Raw genomic sequence first — 14188 nt, 5'->3', positions numbered from 1 at the left:
ATCACGGGAGCTGTATTGGCGGTAGAGGTGGGCGAGGTCGCCCCCGACTTCGAGCTCAAGGACCAGCACGGCACTCCGGTGAAGCTGTCGGACTACCGCGGCCGGAAGAAGGTCGTGCTGATCTTCTACCCGCTGGCGTTCAGCGGGGTCTGCACCGGCGAGCTGTGCGAGGTCCGCGACGAGCTGCCCTCGCTGGGCGACGCCGACGACGTGCAGGTGCTCGCCGTGTCGGTCGACTCGATGTTCGCGCTGCGCGCCTGGGCCGACCAGGAGAAGTACCAGTTCCCGCTGCTGGCCGACTTCTGGCCGCACGGCGGGACGGCGCAGCGCTACGGCGTGTTCGACGACGCCAAGGGGCTCGCCGTGCGCGGCACCTTCGTCATCGACACCGAGGGCGTGGTCCGCTGGAAGGTCGTCAACGCGATCCCGGACGCACGCGACATCGGCGAGTACCGCAAGGCGCTCGCCGAGATCTGAGCGAATCGGACCGGATCACCGTGGGGGGCGTCCCCCGCGGGCCCCGGAAGGGGTGGCCGGAACCGGTCCCCGCACCGCTGGAGGTGTGATGCCCTGCTTCCGTTGCGGGGCGCGGCAGACGGACCCCGTCCGGGGCGCCAGCCCGTGGAAGCGCGGGGTCCGCGCGGACCGGCAGGTCCTGATCTGCCCCGGCTGCCAGTCCGCCCGCGACTGGGCGGACGCGCTCGACCGCTGCGCCGAGTGCGGCTCGGCGGCGCTGGTGTGCCGCCTCGGCGAGGTCGAGTGCCGCGACTGCGGCCACACCCGCGACGCCGCCCCGGGCGACCTCGTGCGCTCGGGAGCGGCGCCCGCCGCCCCCGGCGACGGCGACCTCTCCGCGGAGGTCGCGGCGGCGCTGAGCCGCGTCCTGCGCGGCGGTCCCGCCCGCTAGCCCCGCGCCGCCGGGGCGCCGGCCGGGTGCCGCGCTGACCGCTGGAGCGGCGCTGACCGTGTCCGGTCGCGCTGACCATGGCATTTCGGGCTTGACGCGACATTTCGCACGCTGGCACGCTGCGCGGATGCCGATCGTGCTGATGCGCCTGGTCAACCGGATCACCGGGCGGTCCTGGCGCGCGCCCGCGCTCGTCCTCCTCGCGGCGTTCGTGGGGGGCTGGGCGCTGATCGCGGTGTTCGAGCCGTCCGGCGCCGACATCAAGCGGCCGGACGAGTACGTCTGGTACTTCCTCGTCAGCGGCACCACCACGGGCTACGGCGACCTGTCCCCGGAGACGACCGGCGGGCGGATCGGCGGCGTGCTGATCATCGTGGCGGGGCTGACCGCGGGGCTCGTGATGTTCGCCGAGCTGACGCTCTGGATGGGGAAGGGACGCATCATGAGGGCGACCGGGCAGGCGCGGCTCCACAAGCGCGGGCACATCGTGATGGTCGGCTACGACCGGGACGGCCTGCGGGCCATCATCGGCCAGTTGCGCGCCGACCCCGAGTTCGCGCGGACCCCGGTCGTGACGATCTTCTGGCCGGGTGAGCTGACCGGTGAGAACCCCGACCCGGGCCTGTACGACGTGGTCGCGTTCGACGAGTCCGCCTACGAGCGCGCCTGCCTGGAAGCCGCCCGGACGGTCGTGGTCGTGGGCCGCAGCGACGACGAGACCGTCCGGGTGATGCTCGGCGTGTCCGCCTACCTGCGGCGCAACGGGGAGCCGTCCGTCCACCTGCTGGCGGGGGTGCACGACGGCGGCCGCCGCGCGGAGATCACCGAGGCGCTCGCGCTGATCGGCCCGGACATCGAGCCGGTCGACATCGACGACCCGGCCGTGGTCGCGGTCGCGATCCGCAACCCGGGCGTCGCCGCGATCTACCACAACCTCGCCAGCACGCTCGACACCGATGGAACGCTCTACCGGGTGGACGTCCCCGCCGACGCGGGCGAGTGGTCCCGCCTGGACGTGGCGGTCTTCCTGCTGCGCCGCGGCAGCACGCTGCTCGCGGTGGGCGAGTCGCACCGTCCGAACGCCCGGTTCCGGCTGACGGCCGCGCCGGACGAGCGGGTGCGCGGCGGCCAGTCCCTCGCGGTGGTGGCGCCGTCCCGTCCCGAGATCCCCTGGCACGAAGTGGGCTAGGGCCCGGAGCGGGCCAGCGGAGACCGCAGGAGCGACGCCGTCCTCGACGGAGGGCGGCGTCGCCGCTTTTGACAACCTTGACCCGCCTTAAAGTCCCCTGCTAGCTTTTGCCGCAATCTGGAATAGCTTTCCGTATCACGGAAATCTATGGAGGTGCTCCGGTGCACAAGCTCATCCCGGTCCTCGTCGCGGCGCTGGTCGGCGTCGCCGCATGCTCATCGTCCGGGGACGGGGACTCCTCCGGCCCGGTCGAGCTGATGGTCTGGCACGGCCAGGACGACACCGCGGCGCGGTCGATCGAGAAGCTCGTCCAGTCGTTCAACGCCTCCCATCCCGGGATCAAGGTGAAGACCGACTCCGGCGGCACCACCGCCGACGCGATGCTGCCCAAGGTCACGGCCGGGTTCGCGGCGGGCACCTACCCCGACATCGCCTACATGTACGGGTCGTGGGGCGCCGCGCTCGCGCGCAGCCCGAAGGTCCCCGATCTGAAGAAGTACCTCGGCCCGGACGCGAACTGGGACGACTTCTGGCCCAACACCCGGCAGACCGCGACCGTCAACGGCAAGGTGATCGGGTTCCCGGCCGTCGTCGACGACCTGACCGTCCTCTACAACAAGAAGATGCTCCACGACGCCGGGCTCAAGCCACCCGCGCCGACGTGGACGTGGGACGACTTCCGCGCCATGGCGAAGAAGCTCACCGACGCCAAGAACAAGAACTACGGCACCACGTGGGCGGTCAGCGGCGGCGAGGAGACGACCTGGACGCTGTGGCCGCTCGTCTGGCAGCGCGGTGGAGCGATCCTGTCGAAGGACGGCAAGAAGGCCGCGTTCAACGCGCAGCCGGGGGTGGAGGCGCTCACGTTCCTCCAGCAGATGGCGACGCAGGACAAGTCCGTCTACATCGACTCCAGCCCGGCCGAGAAGGGCCAGAAGCTGTTCGAGTCGGGACGGCTCGGGCTGTTCCTGTCCGGCCCGTGGGTGCTGCCGGACGTCCAGACCGCGAAGATCGACTACGGGATCGCGCCGCTGCCCGGGACGAACGGCGACCACCAGACCGTCTCCGGGCCCGACAACTGGGCCGTCTTCGACCACGGGAAGCGGCGCGTCAAGGCGGCGGCCGAGTTCCTCACCTGGCTGACGAAGCCGGAGCAGCAGCTCGTCTGGATGAAGGACACCGGCCAGTTGCCGACCCGCCAGTCGATCACCAAGCTCCCCGGCTACCAGGAGTTCGTGAAGAAGTACCCGGGCATCGACGTCGTCACCCAGAACCTCGCGAACGCCAAGCAGATCAGGCCGGTGAACTCCAAGTACCCGCGGGTGTCGTCGTTCGTCGCGACCGCGATCGCCGCGGTGCTGCTCGGCCGGTCGGACCCGAAGAGCGCGCTCGACGACGCCGCCCGCAAGTCCGACGCGCTGCTCGCGGTGCCCGGCCAATGAGCACGGCGGTCACGACGAAGAAGGACGACCGGCGGGCGGCCCCGCCCCGTCCGGAGCGCAGGGGCAGGCGCAGGCTCGGCGACCAGGCCGCCGGATGGTCGTTCGCCGCGCCGTCCACGCTGCTCGTGCTCGGCTTCTCGCTGCTGCCGATGGGCTGGGCGTTCCGGCTGTCGCTCACCGACTCCGACCTCGTCAGCGAGGGGCAGGGCGTCGGCTTCGCCAACTACCGGACGCTCGCCGACGACCCCGTGTTCTGGAAGGCGATCCGCAACACGCTGGAGCTGACCGGCATCTACATCCCGGTGTCGCTGCTGCTCGGGCTCGGGGTCGCGCTGCTGCTGAACAAGCCGATCCGGGGGATCGGGTTCTACCGGGCGTGCTTCCTCGTCCCGTTCGTCGCCTCGGCCGCCGCCGAGGGGCTGCTGATGGCGTTCGTGTTCGACAAGGACTTCGGCGTCGTCAACGGGCTGATCACCCGCGCGGGCCTGCCCGCGCAGGGATTCCTGGACGACCCGTCCCAGGCCCTCATCGTGATCAGCGGGATCTTCATCTGGACGCAGTTCGGCTTCAACGTGGTGATCTACCTCGCCGCGCTGCAGGACATCCCGAAGGAGGTGCTGGAGGCGGCCGCCATCGACGGAGCGGGGGCATGGCGGACGTTCCGGCACATCATCGTCCCGTCCGTGCGGCCGATCTCGCTGTTCCTCGCCGTCTGGGGGCTGATCGACTGCCTCCAGTTCTTCGACCTGCTGTTCACCTCCACCAAGGGCGGGCCCGTCAACTCGACGATCACGATCGTCTACTACGTCTGGCAGCTCGCCTTCGAGTTCTTCACCGCCGGGTACGGCGCCGCCGTCGCCTACGCCCTGTTCGCGGGGAGCCTGCTCGCGATCGTCATCGGCATGGTGTTCGGCCGCAAGAAGGGGTTCCTGCTATGACGACCGCGCCGTTCTCCCGGCTCCGGCCGCGCCTTCGTCCGACCGGGCGGCTGCCCAGCGCGCGGCACCTCGTGCTGCTGCCGCTGTCGCTGCTGATGGTGGTGCCGTTCGTGTACATGCTCGGCGCGTCGGTCATGACGCGGGCGGAGCTGAACCGGTTCCCGCCGCCGCTCGTCCCGCCGGGGATCGACCTCGCCGGGTACCGGGGGCTGCTGACGGACTCGCAGTTCCCGCGCTGGTTCCTCAACAGCGTGATCGTCGCCGGGGTGATCGTCCTGTCGCAGATGGTGCTGTGCAGCATGGCGGGCTACGCGTTCGCGCGGCTGCGGTTCACCGGGCGGAAGGTCGCGCTGGTGCTGGTGATCGCGACGACGCTGATCCCGTTCCAGCTCACCGTGATCCCGACGTTCCTGATCTTCAACAAGCTGCATCTGATCAACACGCTGGGCGCGCTGATCGCGCCGCAGCTCGCGTCCGCGCTCGGCGTCTACCTGATGACGTCGTTCTTCCAGAACTTCCCGCGCGAGCTGGAGGAGGCGGCGCGGATCGACGGCTGCTCCCGGTTCGGGGTGTTCTTCCGCGTCGTCCTGCCGGTCGCGCGGCCCGCGCTCGCGGCGCTCGCCGTCATCACGTTCATCTACGCCTGGAACGATCTGTTCTGGCCGATGGTGGCGATCTCGTCCCAGGAGAACTACACGGTGCAGGCGGGGCTCGCCACGTTCCAGGGGCAGCACCGCGCGGACTGGCCGCAGATCATGGCCGGGACGGTGCTGACGACCGTCCCGGTCCTCGTGGTGTTCCTGATCGGGCAGCGGCGGTTCGTGCAGGCCCTGGCGGGAGCGGTGAAGGGATGACGGGTCAGGGGCACAGGCCGAGCAGGCGCGCGGCGTTGTCCGCGTAGACGCAGGACAGGACGTTCGCGGAGAGCCCGAGGCCGCTGATGTGCCACCGGCCCATCAGCGGCGGGTCCTCCGCGGAGTGCGGGAAGTACTCGTCCTTCGTCTCCAGGAAGCGGAAGTGCGTCGTGTAGGTCTCGCGGTTCGGCGGGAACTCGTCCGTGCCGAACAGGACGCGGCCGGGGAAGCGGGTGATCAGGTCGAGCGTCGCGCGCGGCTGCCGGCCGAGCTCGGCGATCCGCGCGGCGATGTCGATGTGCAGGTTCGGGTAGGCGGCCAGCATCCGGGCGACGCGGCCGAGGTCCTCGGCCTGGCAGCCCGCGTGGACGGCGACGAACACCGTCCGCGGGTGCGCGGCGATGAGGTCCTCCAGCGCGTCCATGAGCCGGTCGAAGCGCGGGAACCGGCCCGGGTCGGCGAACGACCAGTCCGGGTGGGCGAGGAGCTGCTCGTACCGCTCGTTGCGCTCGTCGACGGGGTCGAAGAACGCGATCGGGTCGGCGGTGTGGATCGCGACCGGGATCCGCAGCTCCGCGGCCGTCTCCCAGAGTTCGGCGAGGCGCGGGTCGTCGGGCAGGACGAGCTGCCCGGCGGAGTCCCGGATGTGCAGGCCGAGGTCCTTCCACACCTTCAGGCCGCGGGCGCCCGCGGCGACGGAGCGCCGCAGGCTCTCGGCGAGGGCGCCCTCGCGGCCGATGTCATCCCAGTCGACGTGGCAGTACGTGTAGAAACGGCCGGGATGGGCGCGGTCGTAGCGGTCGAGGTTGGCCTCCAGCTCGTCGCCCCAGCGGCCGTCCAGGTTCACGATCGTCCGGACGTTGCACGAGTCCATGAGGGCGAGTAACGCCCCCACGTCCTGGACGGCCCAGTTGCCGGTCAGCCAGCGGCCGAGATGGTTGTGCGCGTCGATCGCCGGGACGGCGGCGCGCGGCACGGACGTCTCCGGCACGCGCAGCCGCGGCCGCGGCCGGTACTCGCTCAGCTTCATCGGGAGTCTCCTCGGCGCGCGCGGCGGAGGCCGGCGGGGAGCGCGTCGCCGTGCGCGTCGATCATGTCGTCGACCAGGTCGTGGATCTGGTCGAGGGTCAGGGTGGCGGCGGTGTTCGGGTCGAGCATCGCCGCGTGGTACACGTGCTCGCGGCTGCCCTCCAGGGCGGCCCGGACGGTCAGCTCGCCCACGTTCAGGAACGTCCGGTTCAGGGCGGCGAGCTGGGGCGGCATCGCCCCGATCCGGGTCGGCCGGACGCCCGCCCGGTCGACCACGCAGGGCACCTCCACGCAGGCGTCCGAGGGCAGGTTGGTGATCAGCCCGTCGTTGCGGACGTTGCCGTGCACGATCCTCCGCTCGCCCGTCTCGATCGAGTGGATGATCTCAGAGGCGAGCTCCGACATCGGCTCGATCTCCACGTCCTCGCCGGCCGCGAGCTTGCGGCGCGTCTCCTCGTAGGACGCGAGGTTCTCCTCCGACCACTCCAGGTAGGCGCCGACGTGGATACCGAACTTCTCCACCTGGTCGTCGTGCCGCAGGAACCACGGCAGGTACTCCGAGCCGTGGACGCTCGACTCGGTCGGGAAGTGGCCGAACCGCGTGAAGACCTCGGCCCGGACCGTGTTCCGCAGCTTCGGATCCGCCGCGACCACCTCGGCCAGGCGCGGATACATGTTCCGTCCCTCGTGCTCGAATCTCAGCACGAAAGCCTGGTGGTTGACCCCGGCGGTGACGAACGCGGTCTCGTCCACGGGGACGCCGACCAGCTCCGCGAGCCGCGCCTGGGTGTCGCGCACCGAATGGCAGATGCCGACGACGTTGCGGAAGGACGTCCCCTCCCACACCGCCCTCGGGATCATCGTCATCGGGTTGGTGTAGTTGAGGAGCAGGGCGTCCGGGGCCAGTTCGGCGAGGTCGTCGCCGAGCGCCGTCATGACCGGGATCGTGCGCAGCGCGCGGAAGATCCCGCCGATGCCGAGCGTGTCGGCGATCGTCTGGCGCAGCCCGTGCCGGGCCGGGACCTCGAAGTCGATCCGGGTCGCGGCGAATCCGCCGACCGCGATCTCGTTGATCACGTAGTCCGCGCCCGCGACGGCGGCGCGCCGGTCGGCGTGCGCCTCGACCTTGGCGGGCAGCCCCCGCCGGGCGACCATGCGGTGCGCCATCGCCTCGGCCGTCGCGAGCCGGTCGGCGTCGATGTCGTGCAGGACGAGCGTCGAGCCGCCGAGCCCCGGCAGCGTCAGGAGGTCGGACAGGACGTTCTTGGTGAACTCGACGCTCCCGGCGCCGATGAAGACGATGCGTGCCACTGCTCTTTCCCTTTACATGATCGCGAGCTGGCCGCCGTCGACGACCAGCTCGGCTCCGTGGACGAAGGACGCCTCGTCCGAGGCGAGGAACGCGTAAACGGACGCGACCTCCGCGGCCTGCCCGGCGCGGCCGAGCGGGATGTGGTCGCGCTGGTAGGCGGCCACGAACCCGGGGTCGAGGCTCGCCTCGATCGACGCGTTCAGCGGGGTGCGGATGTAGCCGGGGCAGACCGCGTTGACGCGGATGCCGTACCGGCCGAGCTCGACCGCCATCGTCCGCGTGAGCTGGAGGACCCCGCCCTTGGACGCGTTGTAGTGCGCGTAGTCCTCCTCGCCGCCGAGCGCGTTCGTGGAGGCCATGTTGACGATCGAGCCGCGCGTGCCGCGCTCGACCATGTGCCTGCTGACCGCCTGCCCGACGAGGAACATGCCGCGCAGGTTCACCGCGATGATCGTGTCCCAGTGCGCCGGGGTGATCTTCAGGAACGGCTCGCGCCAGGACGTCCCGGCGTTGTTGAGCAGGACGTCGATCCCGCCGAGCGCCGCGTCGGCCTCGGCGACCAGGCGCGCGACGTCGTCCTCGCGGGAGACGTCGCAGACCGTGCCGGAGATCTCGCCGAGGGCCCCGAACTCGGCGACGACCTCCCCGACACGGTCGAGCCCGCAGACGAAGACCCGGGCGCCCTCCTGGAGGAACCGCTGCGCGGCGGCCTCCCCGATCCCGCTGGTGCCGCCCGTGATCAGGACGTTCTTGCCGATCAGCCCGCGCATGGCCGCCACCTCCCGCGGCCGCCGGTCGGGGTGGACGTGGACGTGTGCATGGACGGACCTCTCAGACTCCGAGCACGACCGGCCGGCCGACCTTCGGCACGAAATACTCCTGGTCGGGGAACCGGCGGTCGAGCGTGTCGACGAACGTGGTGACGGACTCGGCGTTGACGGCGAACAGGTCGTGATGGCTCGGGACCAGCCAGCGCGCGTCGGCCGCCGCCGCCAGGTGCGCCGCCTCCCGGACGGTCAGGTTCCCGACGATGCCGAGCTCCTCGCGGATCCGGTCGCGGCCGTTCACCGGCAGCAGCGCGACGCGCGGGCGCAGGCCGTCCAGCGCCCGGTCGATCTCCGGATGCAGGACGGTGTCGCCCGCGTGGTACACGGACACGCCTTCCTGCAGCTCGACGACGTAGCCGAGGAAGCGGTGCGCGCCGTCCTGGACCATCACGTCGTAGCATTCCGGGCCGGTGTACTCGGGGGAGTGCGCGGCCGGGATCGGATGCACGCGGACACCGCCCAGCTCAAGGGGCCGCCCCGCGTGCGCGGGCTCGAAGGGCGCGCCGAGCGCGGCGACGTCGTCGCGCAGGGCGGGCGGCGCGACCACCGTGAACCGCGTGCGCGCGAGCGCGGGCCCGAGCGTGTGCGGGTCGAAGTGGTCGGCGTGCTCGTGCGTGACGAGGACGACGTCGGCGTCCAGCTCGCCCGGCGGGAACGGCGGCGGGAACCTGCGCGCCCACCGTCCCGGCGGGCCGAACTCCGAGTCCTCGGCCAGCCGGTCGGACAGGTAGGGGTCGACGGCGACGACCGTCCCGTCCGCGCCCTTGAGCAGGAACCCGGCCTGGCCCAGGGCGCAGACGCCGACCATGCCGGACGGCACGGCCAGCTCCCGGAACCCCGCGCTGACGTTCATGACCCTCTCCTTTCTCGCCTCTCTAGGGGGTGAGGAGCGCCTTCACGGGCTCCATGCCGCCGTTCATCAGCTCGGTGAAGACCCGCGCCCCGTCCGCGAGGGGGAAGGTGTCCACCCAGCTCAGGTCGCATTCGGCGGCGATGTCCGTGGCGGCGGCGAACTCGGCGGCGGTGTAGCCGAACGAGCCGAGCAGCCGCTTCTCCGCTCGGACCAGGTCGGCCGCGTCGAAGCCGGGGTCGGCGCTCGCCAGCCCGAGCGCGACCGCGATCCCGCCGGGACGCAGCCGGGCGAGCGCGTCGGCCCGCGTCGCCGGGAGCCCCACCGCGTCGAAGACGACGTCGAACTCGCCGGTCAGCGCGGGGCCGGCGGCGTCCGCGCCGAGCCGCGCCGCGATCGCCGCGCGCCGCGGCGACACATCCGCCGCGACGACCGACGCGGCGCCGCGCAGCCGCGCGAGCTGCACGCACAGCAGCCCGATCGTGCCGCAGCCGATCACGCCGACCCGCGCGCCGTCCGGGCCGTCGGCGACGTTCCAGCTGTGCAGGGCGTAGGCGATCGGCTCGATCAGCCCGGCGGCCGTCCACGTCATGCCGTCCGGCAGCTGGTGGACGGCCGACGCCGGCACGGCGACCCGCTCGGCGAACCCGCCGGGCCGGTGCACGCCGATCAGCGCCCGCTCGCGGCAGAGCTGGCGCTGCCCCCGCCCGCAGAGGTCGCAGACCCCGCAGGAGAGGATCGGGTTCACCACGACGCGGCGGCCGTCCGGCAGGGTGCCGGCGAACTCGTGTCCCATGACGAGCGGCGGCGTGCGGAACCCGGGTGTCCGGACGCCGTGCAGCTCGCTCCCGCAGATCCCGGCGGCGGCCACCGCGACGAGGGTCTCCCCGGATCGCACGGACGGCTCGTCGATGTCCTGGAGTTCCACCACACTCGGTGCGGTGAATACGAGTGCCTTCATCACGCGGCGAATGTAGCAGGGCATCCGTATTGTGGGCTATCATTCCGTATCACGGAAATCCGGAAGAGGGGCGTATGAGCACCAAAGAGTCGCCGGTCGCCAGCGTCGACCGGGCGCTGCGCATCATTCAGTTGCTCTCCGAGAGCGGGCGCGGCGTGACCCTGGAGGACCTCGCCGTCCGCTCCGGCATCCCGCGCAGCTCCCTGCACCGGCTCCTCGGCGCGCTCCGGCACCGCGGCTTCGCCGCGCAGCCGGAGCCGAACGGCCCGTACTTCCTCGGCACGGAGCTGCTCGCCGCGGCCTTCCGCTTCTACGACCGGATCGACCTGCGCTCGCTCGTCCACCCGGTGCTGCTGCGGCTGCGCGAGGAGCTGAACGAGACCACGCACATGGCCGTCCTGGACGGCGCCGAGATCGTCTACGTCGACAAGGTCGAGGCCATCCACCCCATCACGATGACCTCGGTCATCGGCGGGCGAAACCCCGCGCACTGCACCGGCGTCGGCAAGGCGCTGCTCGCCTGGACCTACCCCACCGACGAGGCGATCAAGCTGTGGGCCTCCACCCAGGACCTGCGCGCGGTCACCCGCAACACGATCACGTCCCCGGCCCGGCTGGCCGAGGAGATGGCCGCGATCCGCGAGCGCGGCTACGCCCTCGACCTGGAGGAGAACGAGGAGGGCGTGCGGTGCGCGGCCGTCCCGGTGTTCCTCGGGCGGGGCGTCCCGTCCGCGGGGGTCAGCGTGACCGCGCCGAAGGACCGCTTCCCGAAGGGGCGGCTGACCGAGGTGGCGGTGCGGCTGCAGGCCGTCCTCGCCGAGGAGCTGGACCGCCCCGCCGGCTGACCTGGGACAGAGTCTATAATGCGAAATAGCCTTCCATAATACGGAAAGGATGTTCGCTGGATGGACGCTGTCGCCGCGCTCGCCGACCGGCTCCCCTCCGGCCGGGTCATCGCCGACCCGGACGCGATGGACGCCCACAGCCGCGACCAGACCTACGCGGTGCCGGGCGCGCCGCTCGCCGTGGTGCTCGCCCGCGACACCTCCGACGTGGTCACGGCCGTGCGCTGGGCGGCCGAGCACCGCGTCCCCATCGTGCCACGCGGCGGCGGGACGGGCCTCGCGGGCGGCGCCACCGCGACCGACGGCTGCCTCGTCCTCTCCCTCGCCCGGATGACCGCGATCCGCGAGCTGGCCCCCGCGGACCAGCTGGCCGTCGTCGAGCCCGGCGTGATCACCGCCGACCTCGACCGGGCGGCCCGCGAGCACGGCCTGATGTACGCGCCCGACCCGTCCAGCCACGAGATCTCCACCATCGGCGGGAACCTCGCCACCAACGCGGGCGGGCTGCGCTGCGTGAAGTACGGCGTGACGCGCGACTCGGCACTCGGCCTTGAGGTCGTCCTCGCGGACGGGCGGGTGATCCGGACCGGCGGGCGGACGGTCAAGCGCGTCACCGGCTACGACCTCACCGGCCTGTTCGTCGGCTCGGAGGGGACGCTCGGGGTGATCACGTCGGCGACCGTCCGGCTGCGGCCCGCGCCGGCGGGCCCGCCGGTGACCGTCCTCGCCACGTTCGGGTCGGTCTCCGCCGCGGGCGCCGCCGCCGCGTCGATCATGGGCGCGGGCCTGCGGCCCAGCCTGCTGGAGCTGATCGACCGGGCGATGCTGCGCGCGATCGACGACTGGCGCCGCATCGACCTCGACACCGACACCGCCGCCATGATCATCACGCAGACGGACGGGCCCGAGTGCCCGGCCGAGGAGCTGCTCCGCCACTGCGAGGAGGCGGGCGCCGACTTCGCCGCGATGTCCACCGACGAGGCGGAGGCCGCCGCGCTGCTGGAGATCCGGCGGCTCGCCCATCCGTCCGCCGAGCGGCTCGGGAACTGCCTGGTCGAGGACGTGTGCGTGCCCCGCTCCCGGCTCCCCGAGATGGTCGGCCGCGTCGAGCGCGCGGCCGAGCGGCACGGCGTCACGATCCTGACGGTCGCGCACGCGGGCGACGGCAACCTCCACCCGGTGTTCATCTTCGAGCGCGGGCTGACCGAGCCGCCGCCCGACGTCCAGGCCGCCGCGGACGAGGTGTTCACCGCCGCGATCGAGCTCGGCGGCACGCTGACCGGCGAGCACGGCGTCGGCGTGCTGAAGCGGCCGTGGCTGGACGGCGAGCTGGAGCCCGGCGTCCGGGACGTCCAGCGGCGGATCAAGCAGGCCCTCGACCCCGATGGGCTGATGAACCCGGGTAAAGCGATCTGATCTTCATCCGCCTTGGCGGACGCGGAAGGTGATGCCCGCCTTGACCAGCCTCTCGATGAGCGCGTCGCCCATGGCGGCGGCGGTCGTGACCTGCCCGGACGTGTCCGGGAGGTCGTCGTGGGCGAGGCACAGCGCCGACTCGGCGAGCATCTTGGCCGTCTCGCCGTAGCCGGGATCGCCGCCCGCGACCTCGGTGACGACGCGCGCGCCGCCGCCCTCGCCGACGAACGTCACGCTGAACCAGCTCCGCTCCCGCTCCCGCGCGGACGGCCCGTCGCCGGGGGCGCGCAGGCGCCGCAGCAGCGACCGTGTGGGCGGAAGCAGCGCGAGCCCGACCAGCACGGGGGCTCCGGCGGCGAGCGCGGCGGCGCCCGCCAGGCGCTTCACGGCGACGTAGTGGCCGTAGCTGAAGTCGGGCCCGTACCGGTCGAGCGCGGCGGCCGAGCGGACGACGATCTGCGGGTCGAGGGTCGGCATCGGAAGCGTCCAGCCGCCGCCGACGCGGGTGCGCGGGATCGGACGGCGGGAGATCCGCACCGCCCGGCCCTTGGGCTTCTCCTCCATCCGCGCGCGCTCCTGCTCCGCGCGGCGCATCCCCGCCATGTCGGCGAAGACGTCGATGGCCGAGTGCCAGGTGCCTCCGGACGGCGAGACGCGCCCCCGGACGAAACCTTCCACGCGCAGCGGCACGCCCTCCGGCAGGTGCTTGACCGTGAAATAGGCGCCGAGGTCGTGCGGGATCGAGTCGAACCCGCAGGCGTGGACGATCCGCGCGCCGCTGCGCACCGCCTCCTCGTGGTACTTCACGTACATGCGGTCGACGAAGGTGGGCTCCCCGGTGAGGTCGACGTAGTCGGTCCCGGCGCGCGCGCACGCCGCGACCAGGGGCTCGCCGTATTTCGAGTACGGGCCGACCGTCGTGATGACGACCCGCGCCGCGTCCGCGAGCTTCTCGATCGACGCGAGTTCGGCGATGTCGGCGTGCAGCAGGGGGAGGTCGGCGCAGGCGGGGTTCAGCTCGGCCAGCCGGTCGCGGACGGCCGCGAGCTTGGCCTCGTCGCGTCCGGCCAGGGCCCAGCGCGTCCCGGGACCCGCGCGCCCGGCGAGGTACTCGGCGGTCAGTGCGCCGGTGAACCCGGTCGCGCCGAACAGCACGACGTCGTACGGGCGCCCAGCCCGGGACGGTCGGTCGTCGGTCATGCGTCCCTGCCTCTCTGGGGGGCGTCCCCCAGGCCCCCGTGGGGTCGGCGCCATGATCCTCGCTTCGCTCCGGTCATGCGTCCTCCCTTTCGCGATTCCGAATCCGATTCTGTCGTGTCCGGGCGGGGATGCGCACGCCGACGCGGCGGGGCGCGGCCGTCGGTCGGCTGCGGTGGGGCGGCGGTGTGATCGTCCGCACTCCTCTAGGGTTTGCTCAGATGAGGGAAAAGGTGGTGCCGTGACCGCGCTCGCAGTGGCGATGGACGTCGTCGCGGCGGGCTTCCTCGCGTGCTCCGCCTTCCTCCTGACGCGGGGACGGGGCGTCTCCGGCGGCGAGGGCGGAGGCTCCACCGCGATGCTGCTCATCGCCGTCAGTCTGGGCCTTCTGTCGGTCTCCCTGTGGAGCCTGCCCTAGAGG

15 protein-coding genes are annotated in these 14188 nt (G+C 72.2%); 9 read left to right on the top strand and 6 right to left on the bottom strand.

The genetic code is table 11. The annotated features are described in order from the left end of the window. Positions 1-15 precede the first annotated feature (15 nt). From FXF68_RS28930 to FXF68_RS28905, 6 genes are all read left to right on the top strand, one after another. Entirely contained in the window at positions 16-477 is a 462-nt protein-coding gene (locus FXF68_RS28930) for a peroxiredoxin (RefSeq protein ID WP_148764605.1), read from the top strand. An 88-nt stretch (positions 478-565) separates the two neighbouring features. Continuing rightward, positions 566-907 (top strand): hypothetical protein, encoded by a 342-nt coding sequence (locus FXF68_RS28925; RefSeq protein ID WP_148764603.1) that lies wholly within the window; start codon positions 566-568, stop codon positions 905-907. A gap of 127 nt (positions 908-1034) precedes the next feature. Beyond that, on the top strand, positions 1035-2096 hold the full coding sequence (locus FXF68_RS28920) for a potassium channel family protein (RefSeq protein WP_148764601.1): 1062 nt from the start codon (positions 1035-1037) through the stop codon (positions 2094-2096). 161 nt (positions 2097-2257) lie between these two features. Further along, positions 2258-3538 carry an ABC transporter substrate-binding protein gene (locus FXF68_RS28915; protein WP_148764599.1) on the top strand — a complete coding sequence of 427 codons (1281 nt, stop codon included), beginning with the start codon at positions 2258-2260 and terminating at the stop codon, positions 3536-3538. Continuing rightward, positions 3535-4476: a carbohydrate ABC transporter permease gene (locus FXF68_RS28910; RefSeq protein WP_148764597.1), complete on the top strand. Its 942-nt coding sequence runs from the start codon at positions 3535-3537 to the stop codon at positions 4474-4476. The genes FXF68_RS28915 and FXF68_RS28910 overlap by 4 nt, the downstream gene beginning before the upstream one ends. Continuing rightward, positions 4473-5330 (top strand): carbohydrate ABC transporter permease, encoded by an 858-nt coding sequence (locus FXF68_RS28905; protein WP_148764595.1) that lies wholly within the window; start codon positions 4473-4475, stop codon positions 5328-5330. The genes FXF68_RS28910 and FXF68_RS28905 overlap by 4 nt, the downstream gene beginning before the upstream one ends. Before the next feature lie 4 nt (positions 5331-5334). Here the strand turns inward: FXF68_RS28905 and FXF68_RS28900 are convergent, their stop codons facing one another. From FXF68_RS28900 to FXF68_RS28880, 5 genes are all read right to left on the bottom strand, one after another. After that, positions 5335-6360 (bottom strand): amidohydrolase family protein, encoded by a 1026-nt coding sequence (locus tag FXF68_RS28900; RefSeq protein WP_148764593.1) that lies wholly within the window; start codon positions 6358-6360, stop codon positions 5335-5337. Next, positions 6357-7670: an alpha-glucosidase/alpha-galactosidase gene (gene melA / locus FXF68_RS28895; RefSeq protein WP_148764591.1), complete on the bottom strand. Its 1314-nt coding sequence runs from the start codon at positions 7668-7670 to the stop codon at positions 6357-6359. The genes FXF68_RS28900 and melA overlap by 4 nt, the downstream gene beginning before the upstream one ends. Positions 7671-7682: 12 nt before the next feature. After that, positions 7683-8441, bottom strand: a complete 759-nt coding sequence (locus tag FXF68_RS28890) for an SDR family NAD(P)-dependent oxidoreductase (RefSeq protein ID WP_148764589.1) — start codon at positions 8439-8441, stop codon at positions 7683-7685. Between the two features lie 61 nt (positions 8442-8502). Then, the gene (locus FXF68_RS28885; RefSeq protein WP_148764587.1) at positions 8503-9351 is read right to left on the bottom strand and encodes an MBL fold metallo-hydrolase; all 849 of its coding nucleotides are present in this window, start codon (positions 9349-9351) and stop codon (positions 8503-8505) included. A gap of 22 nt (positions 9352-9373) precedes the next feature. Further along, positions 9374-10309 carry a zinc-binding dehydrogenase gene (locus FXF68_RS28880; protein ID WP_187438151.1) on the bottom strand — a complete coding sequence of 312 codons (936 nt, stop codon included), beginning with the start codon at positions 10307-10309 and terminating at the stop codon, positions 9374-9376. A gap of 74 nt (positions 10310-10383) precedes the next feature. On the opposite strand from FXF68_RS28880, the gene FXF68_RS28875 reads away from it, so the two are divergent. Both FXF68_RS28875 and FXF68_RS28870 read left to right on the top strand, forming a co-directional pair. After that, the gene (locus tag FXF68_RS28875; protein WP_148764583.1) at positions 10384-11154 is read left to right on the top strand and encodes an IclR family transcriptional regulator; all 771 of its coding nucleotides are present in this window, start codon (positions 10384-10386) and stop codon (positions 11152-11154) included. A 60-nt stretch (positions 11155-11214) separates the two neighbouring features. Beyond that, on the top strand, positions 11215-12570 hold the full coding sequence (locus FXF68_RS28870; RefSeq protein ID WP_148764581.1) for an FAD-binding oxidoreductase: 1356 nt from the start codon (positions 11215-11217) through the stop codon (positions 12568-12570). Between the two features lie 3 nt (positions 12571-12573). Here the strand turns inward: FXF68_RS28870 and FXF68_RS28865 are convergent, their stop codons facing one another. Continuing rightward, positions 12574-13770, bottom strand: coding sequence for a saccharopine dehydrogenase family protein (locus tag FXF68_RS28865; protein ID WP_148764579.1), 1197 nt, complete (start codon positions 13768-13770; stop codon positions 12574-12576). A gap of 238 nt (positions 13771-14008) precedes the next feature. On the opposite strand from FXF68_RS28865, the gene FXF68_RS42620 reads away from it, so the two are divergent. Then, the gene (locus FXF68_RS42620) at positions 14009-14185 is read left to right on the top strand and encodes a hypothetical protein (RefSeq protein WP_187438150.1); all 177 of its coding nucleotides are present in this window, start codon (positions 14009-14011) and stop codon (positions 14183-14185) included. Positions 14186-14188: the final 3 nt, after the last annotated feature.

It is taken from the genome of Actinomadura decatromicini (assembly GCF_008121305.1).
Classification (GTDB): Bacteria; Actinomycetota; Actinomycetes; order Streptosporangiales; family Streptosporangiaceae; genus Spirillospora; species Spirillospora syzygii.
Note: the sequence above shows the minus strand (reverse complement) of the source record. Positions and strands in the feature narration are given on the sequence as shown.

Bases quoted from the DNA above. Each gene is read 5' to 3' on its own strand.
- FXF68_RS28925 (WP_148764603.1), top strand. From the start codon at position 566: ATGCCCTGCTTCCGTTGCGGGGCGCGGCAGACGGACCCCGTCCGGGGC.
- FXF68_RS28920 (WP_148764601.1), top strand. From the start codon at position 1,035: ATGCCGATCGTGCTGATGCGCCTGGTCAACCGGATCACCGGGCGGTCC.
- FXF68_RS28910 (WP_148764597.1), top strand. From the start codon at position 3,535: ATGAGCACGGCGGTCACGACGAAGAAGGACGACCGGCGGGCGGCCCCG.
- FXF68_RS28905 (WP_148764595.1), top strand. From the start codon at position 4,473: ATGACGACCGCGCCGTTCTCCCGGCTCCGGCCGCGCCTTCGTCCGACC.
- FXF68_RS28900 (WP_148764593.1), bottom strand. From the start codon at position 6,360: ATGAAGCTGAGCGAGTACCGGCCGCGGCCGCGGCTGCGCGTGCCGGAG.
- FXF68_RS28890 (WP_148764589.1), bottom strand. From the start codon at position 8,441: ATGCGCGGGCTGATCGGCAAGAACGTCCTGATCACGGGCGGCACCAGC.
- FXF68_RS28885 (WP_148764587.1), bottom strand. From the start codon at position 9,351: ATGAACGTCAGCGCGGGGTTCCGGGAGCTGGCCGTGCCGTCCGGCATG.
- FXF68_RS28880 (WP_187438151.1), bottom strand. From the start codon at position 10,309: ATGAAGGCACTCGTATTCACCGCACCGAGTGTGGTGGAACTCCAGGAC.
- FXF68_RS28875 (WP_148764583.1), top strand. From the start codon at position 10,384: ATGAGCACCAAAGAGTCGCCGGTCGCCAGCGTCGACCGGGCGCTGCGC.
- FXF68_RS28870 (WP_148764581.1), top strand. From the start codon at position 11,215: ATGGACGCTGTCGCCGCGCTCGCCGACCGGCTCCCCTCCGGCCGGGTC.
- FXF68_RS28865 (WP_148764579.1), bottom strand. From the start codon at position 13,770: ATGACCGACGACCGACCGTCCCGGGCTGGGCGCCCGTACGACGTCGTG.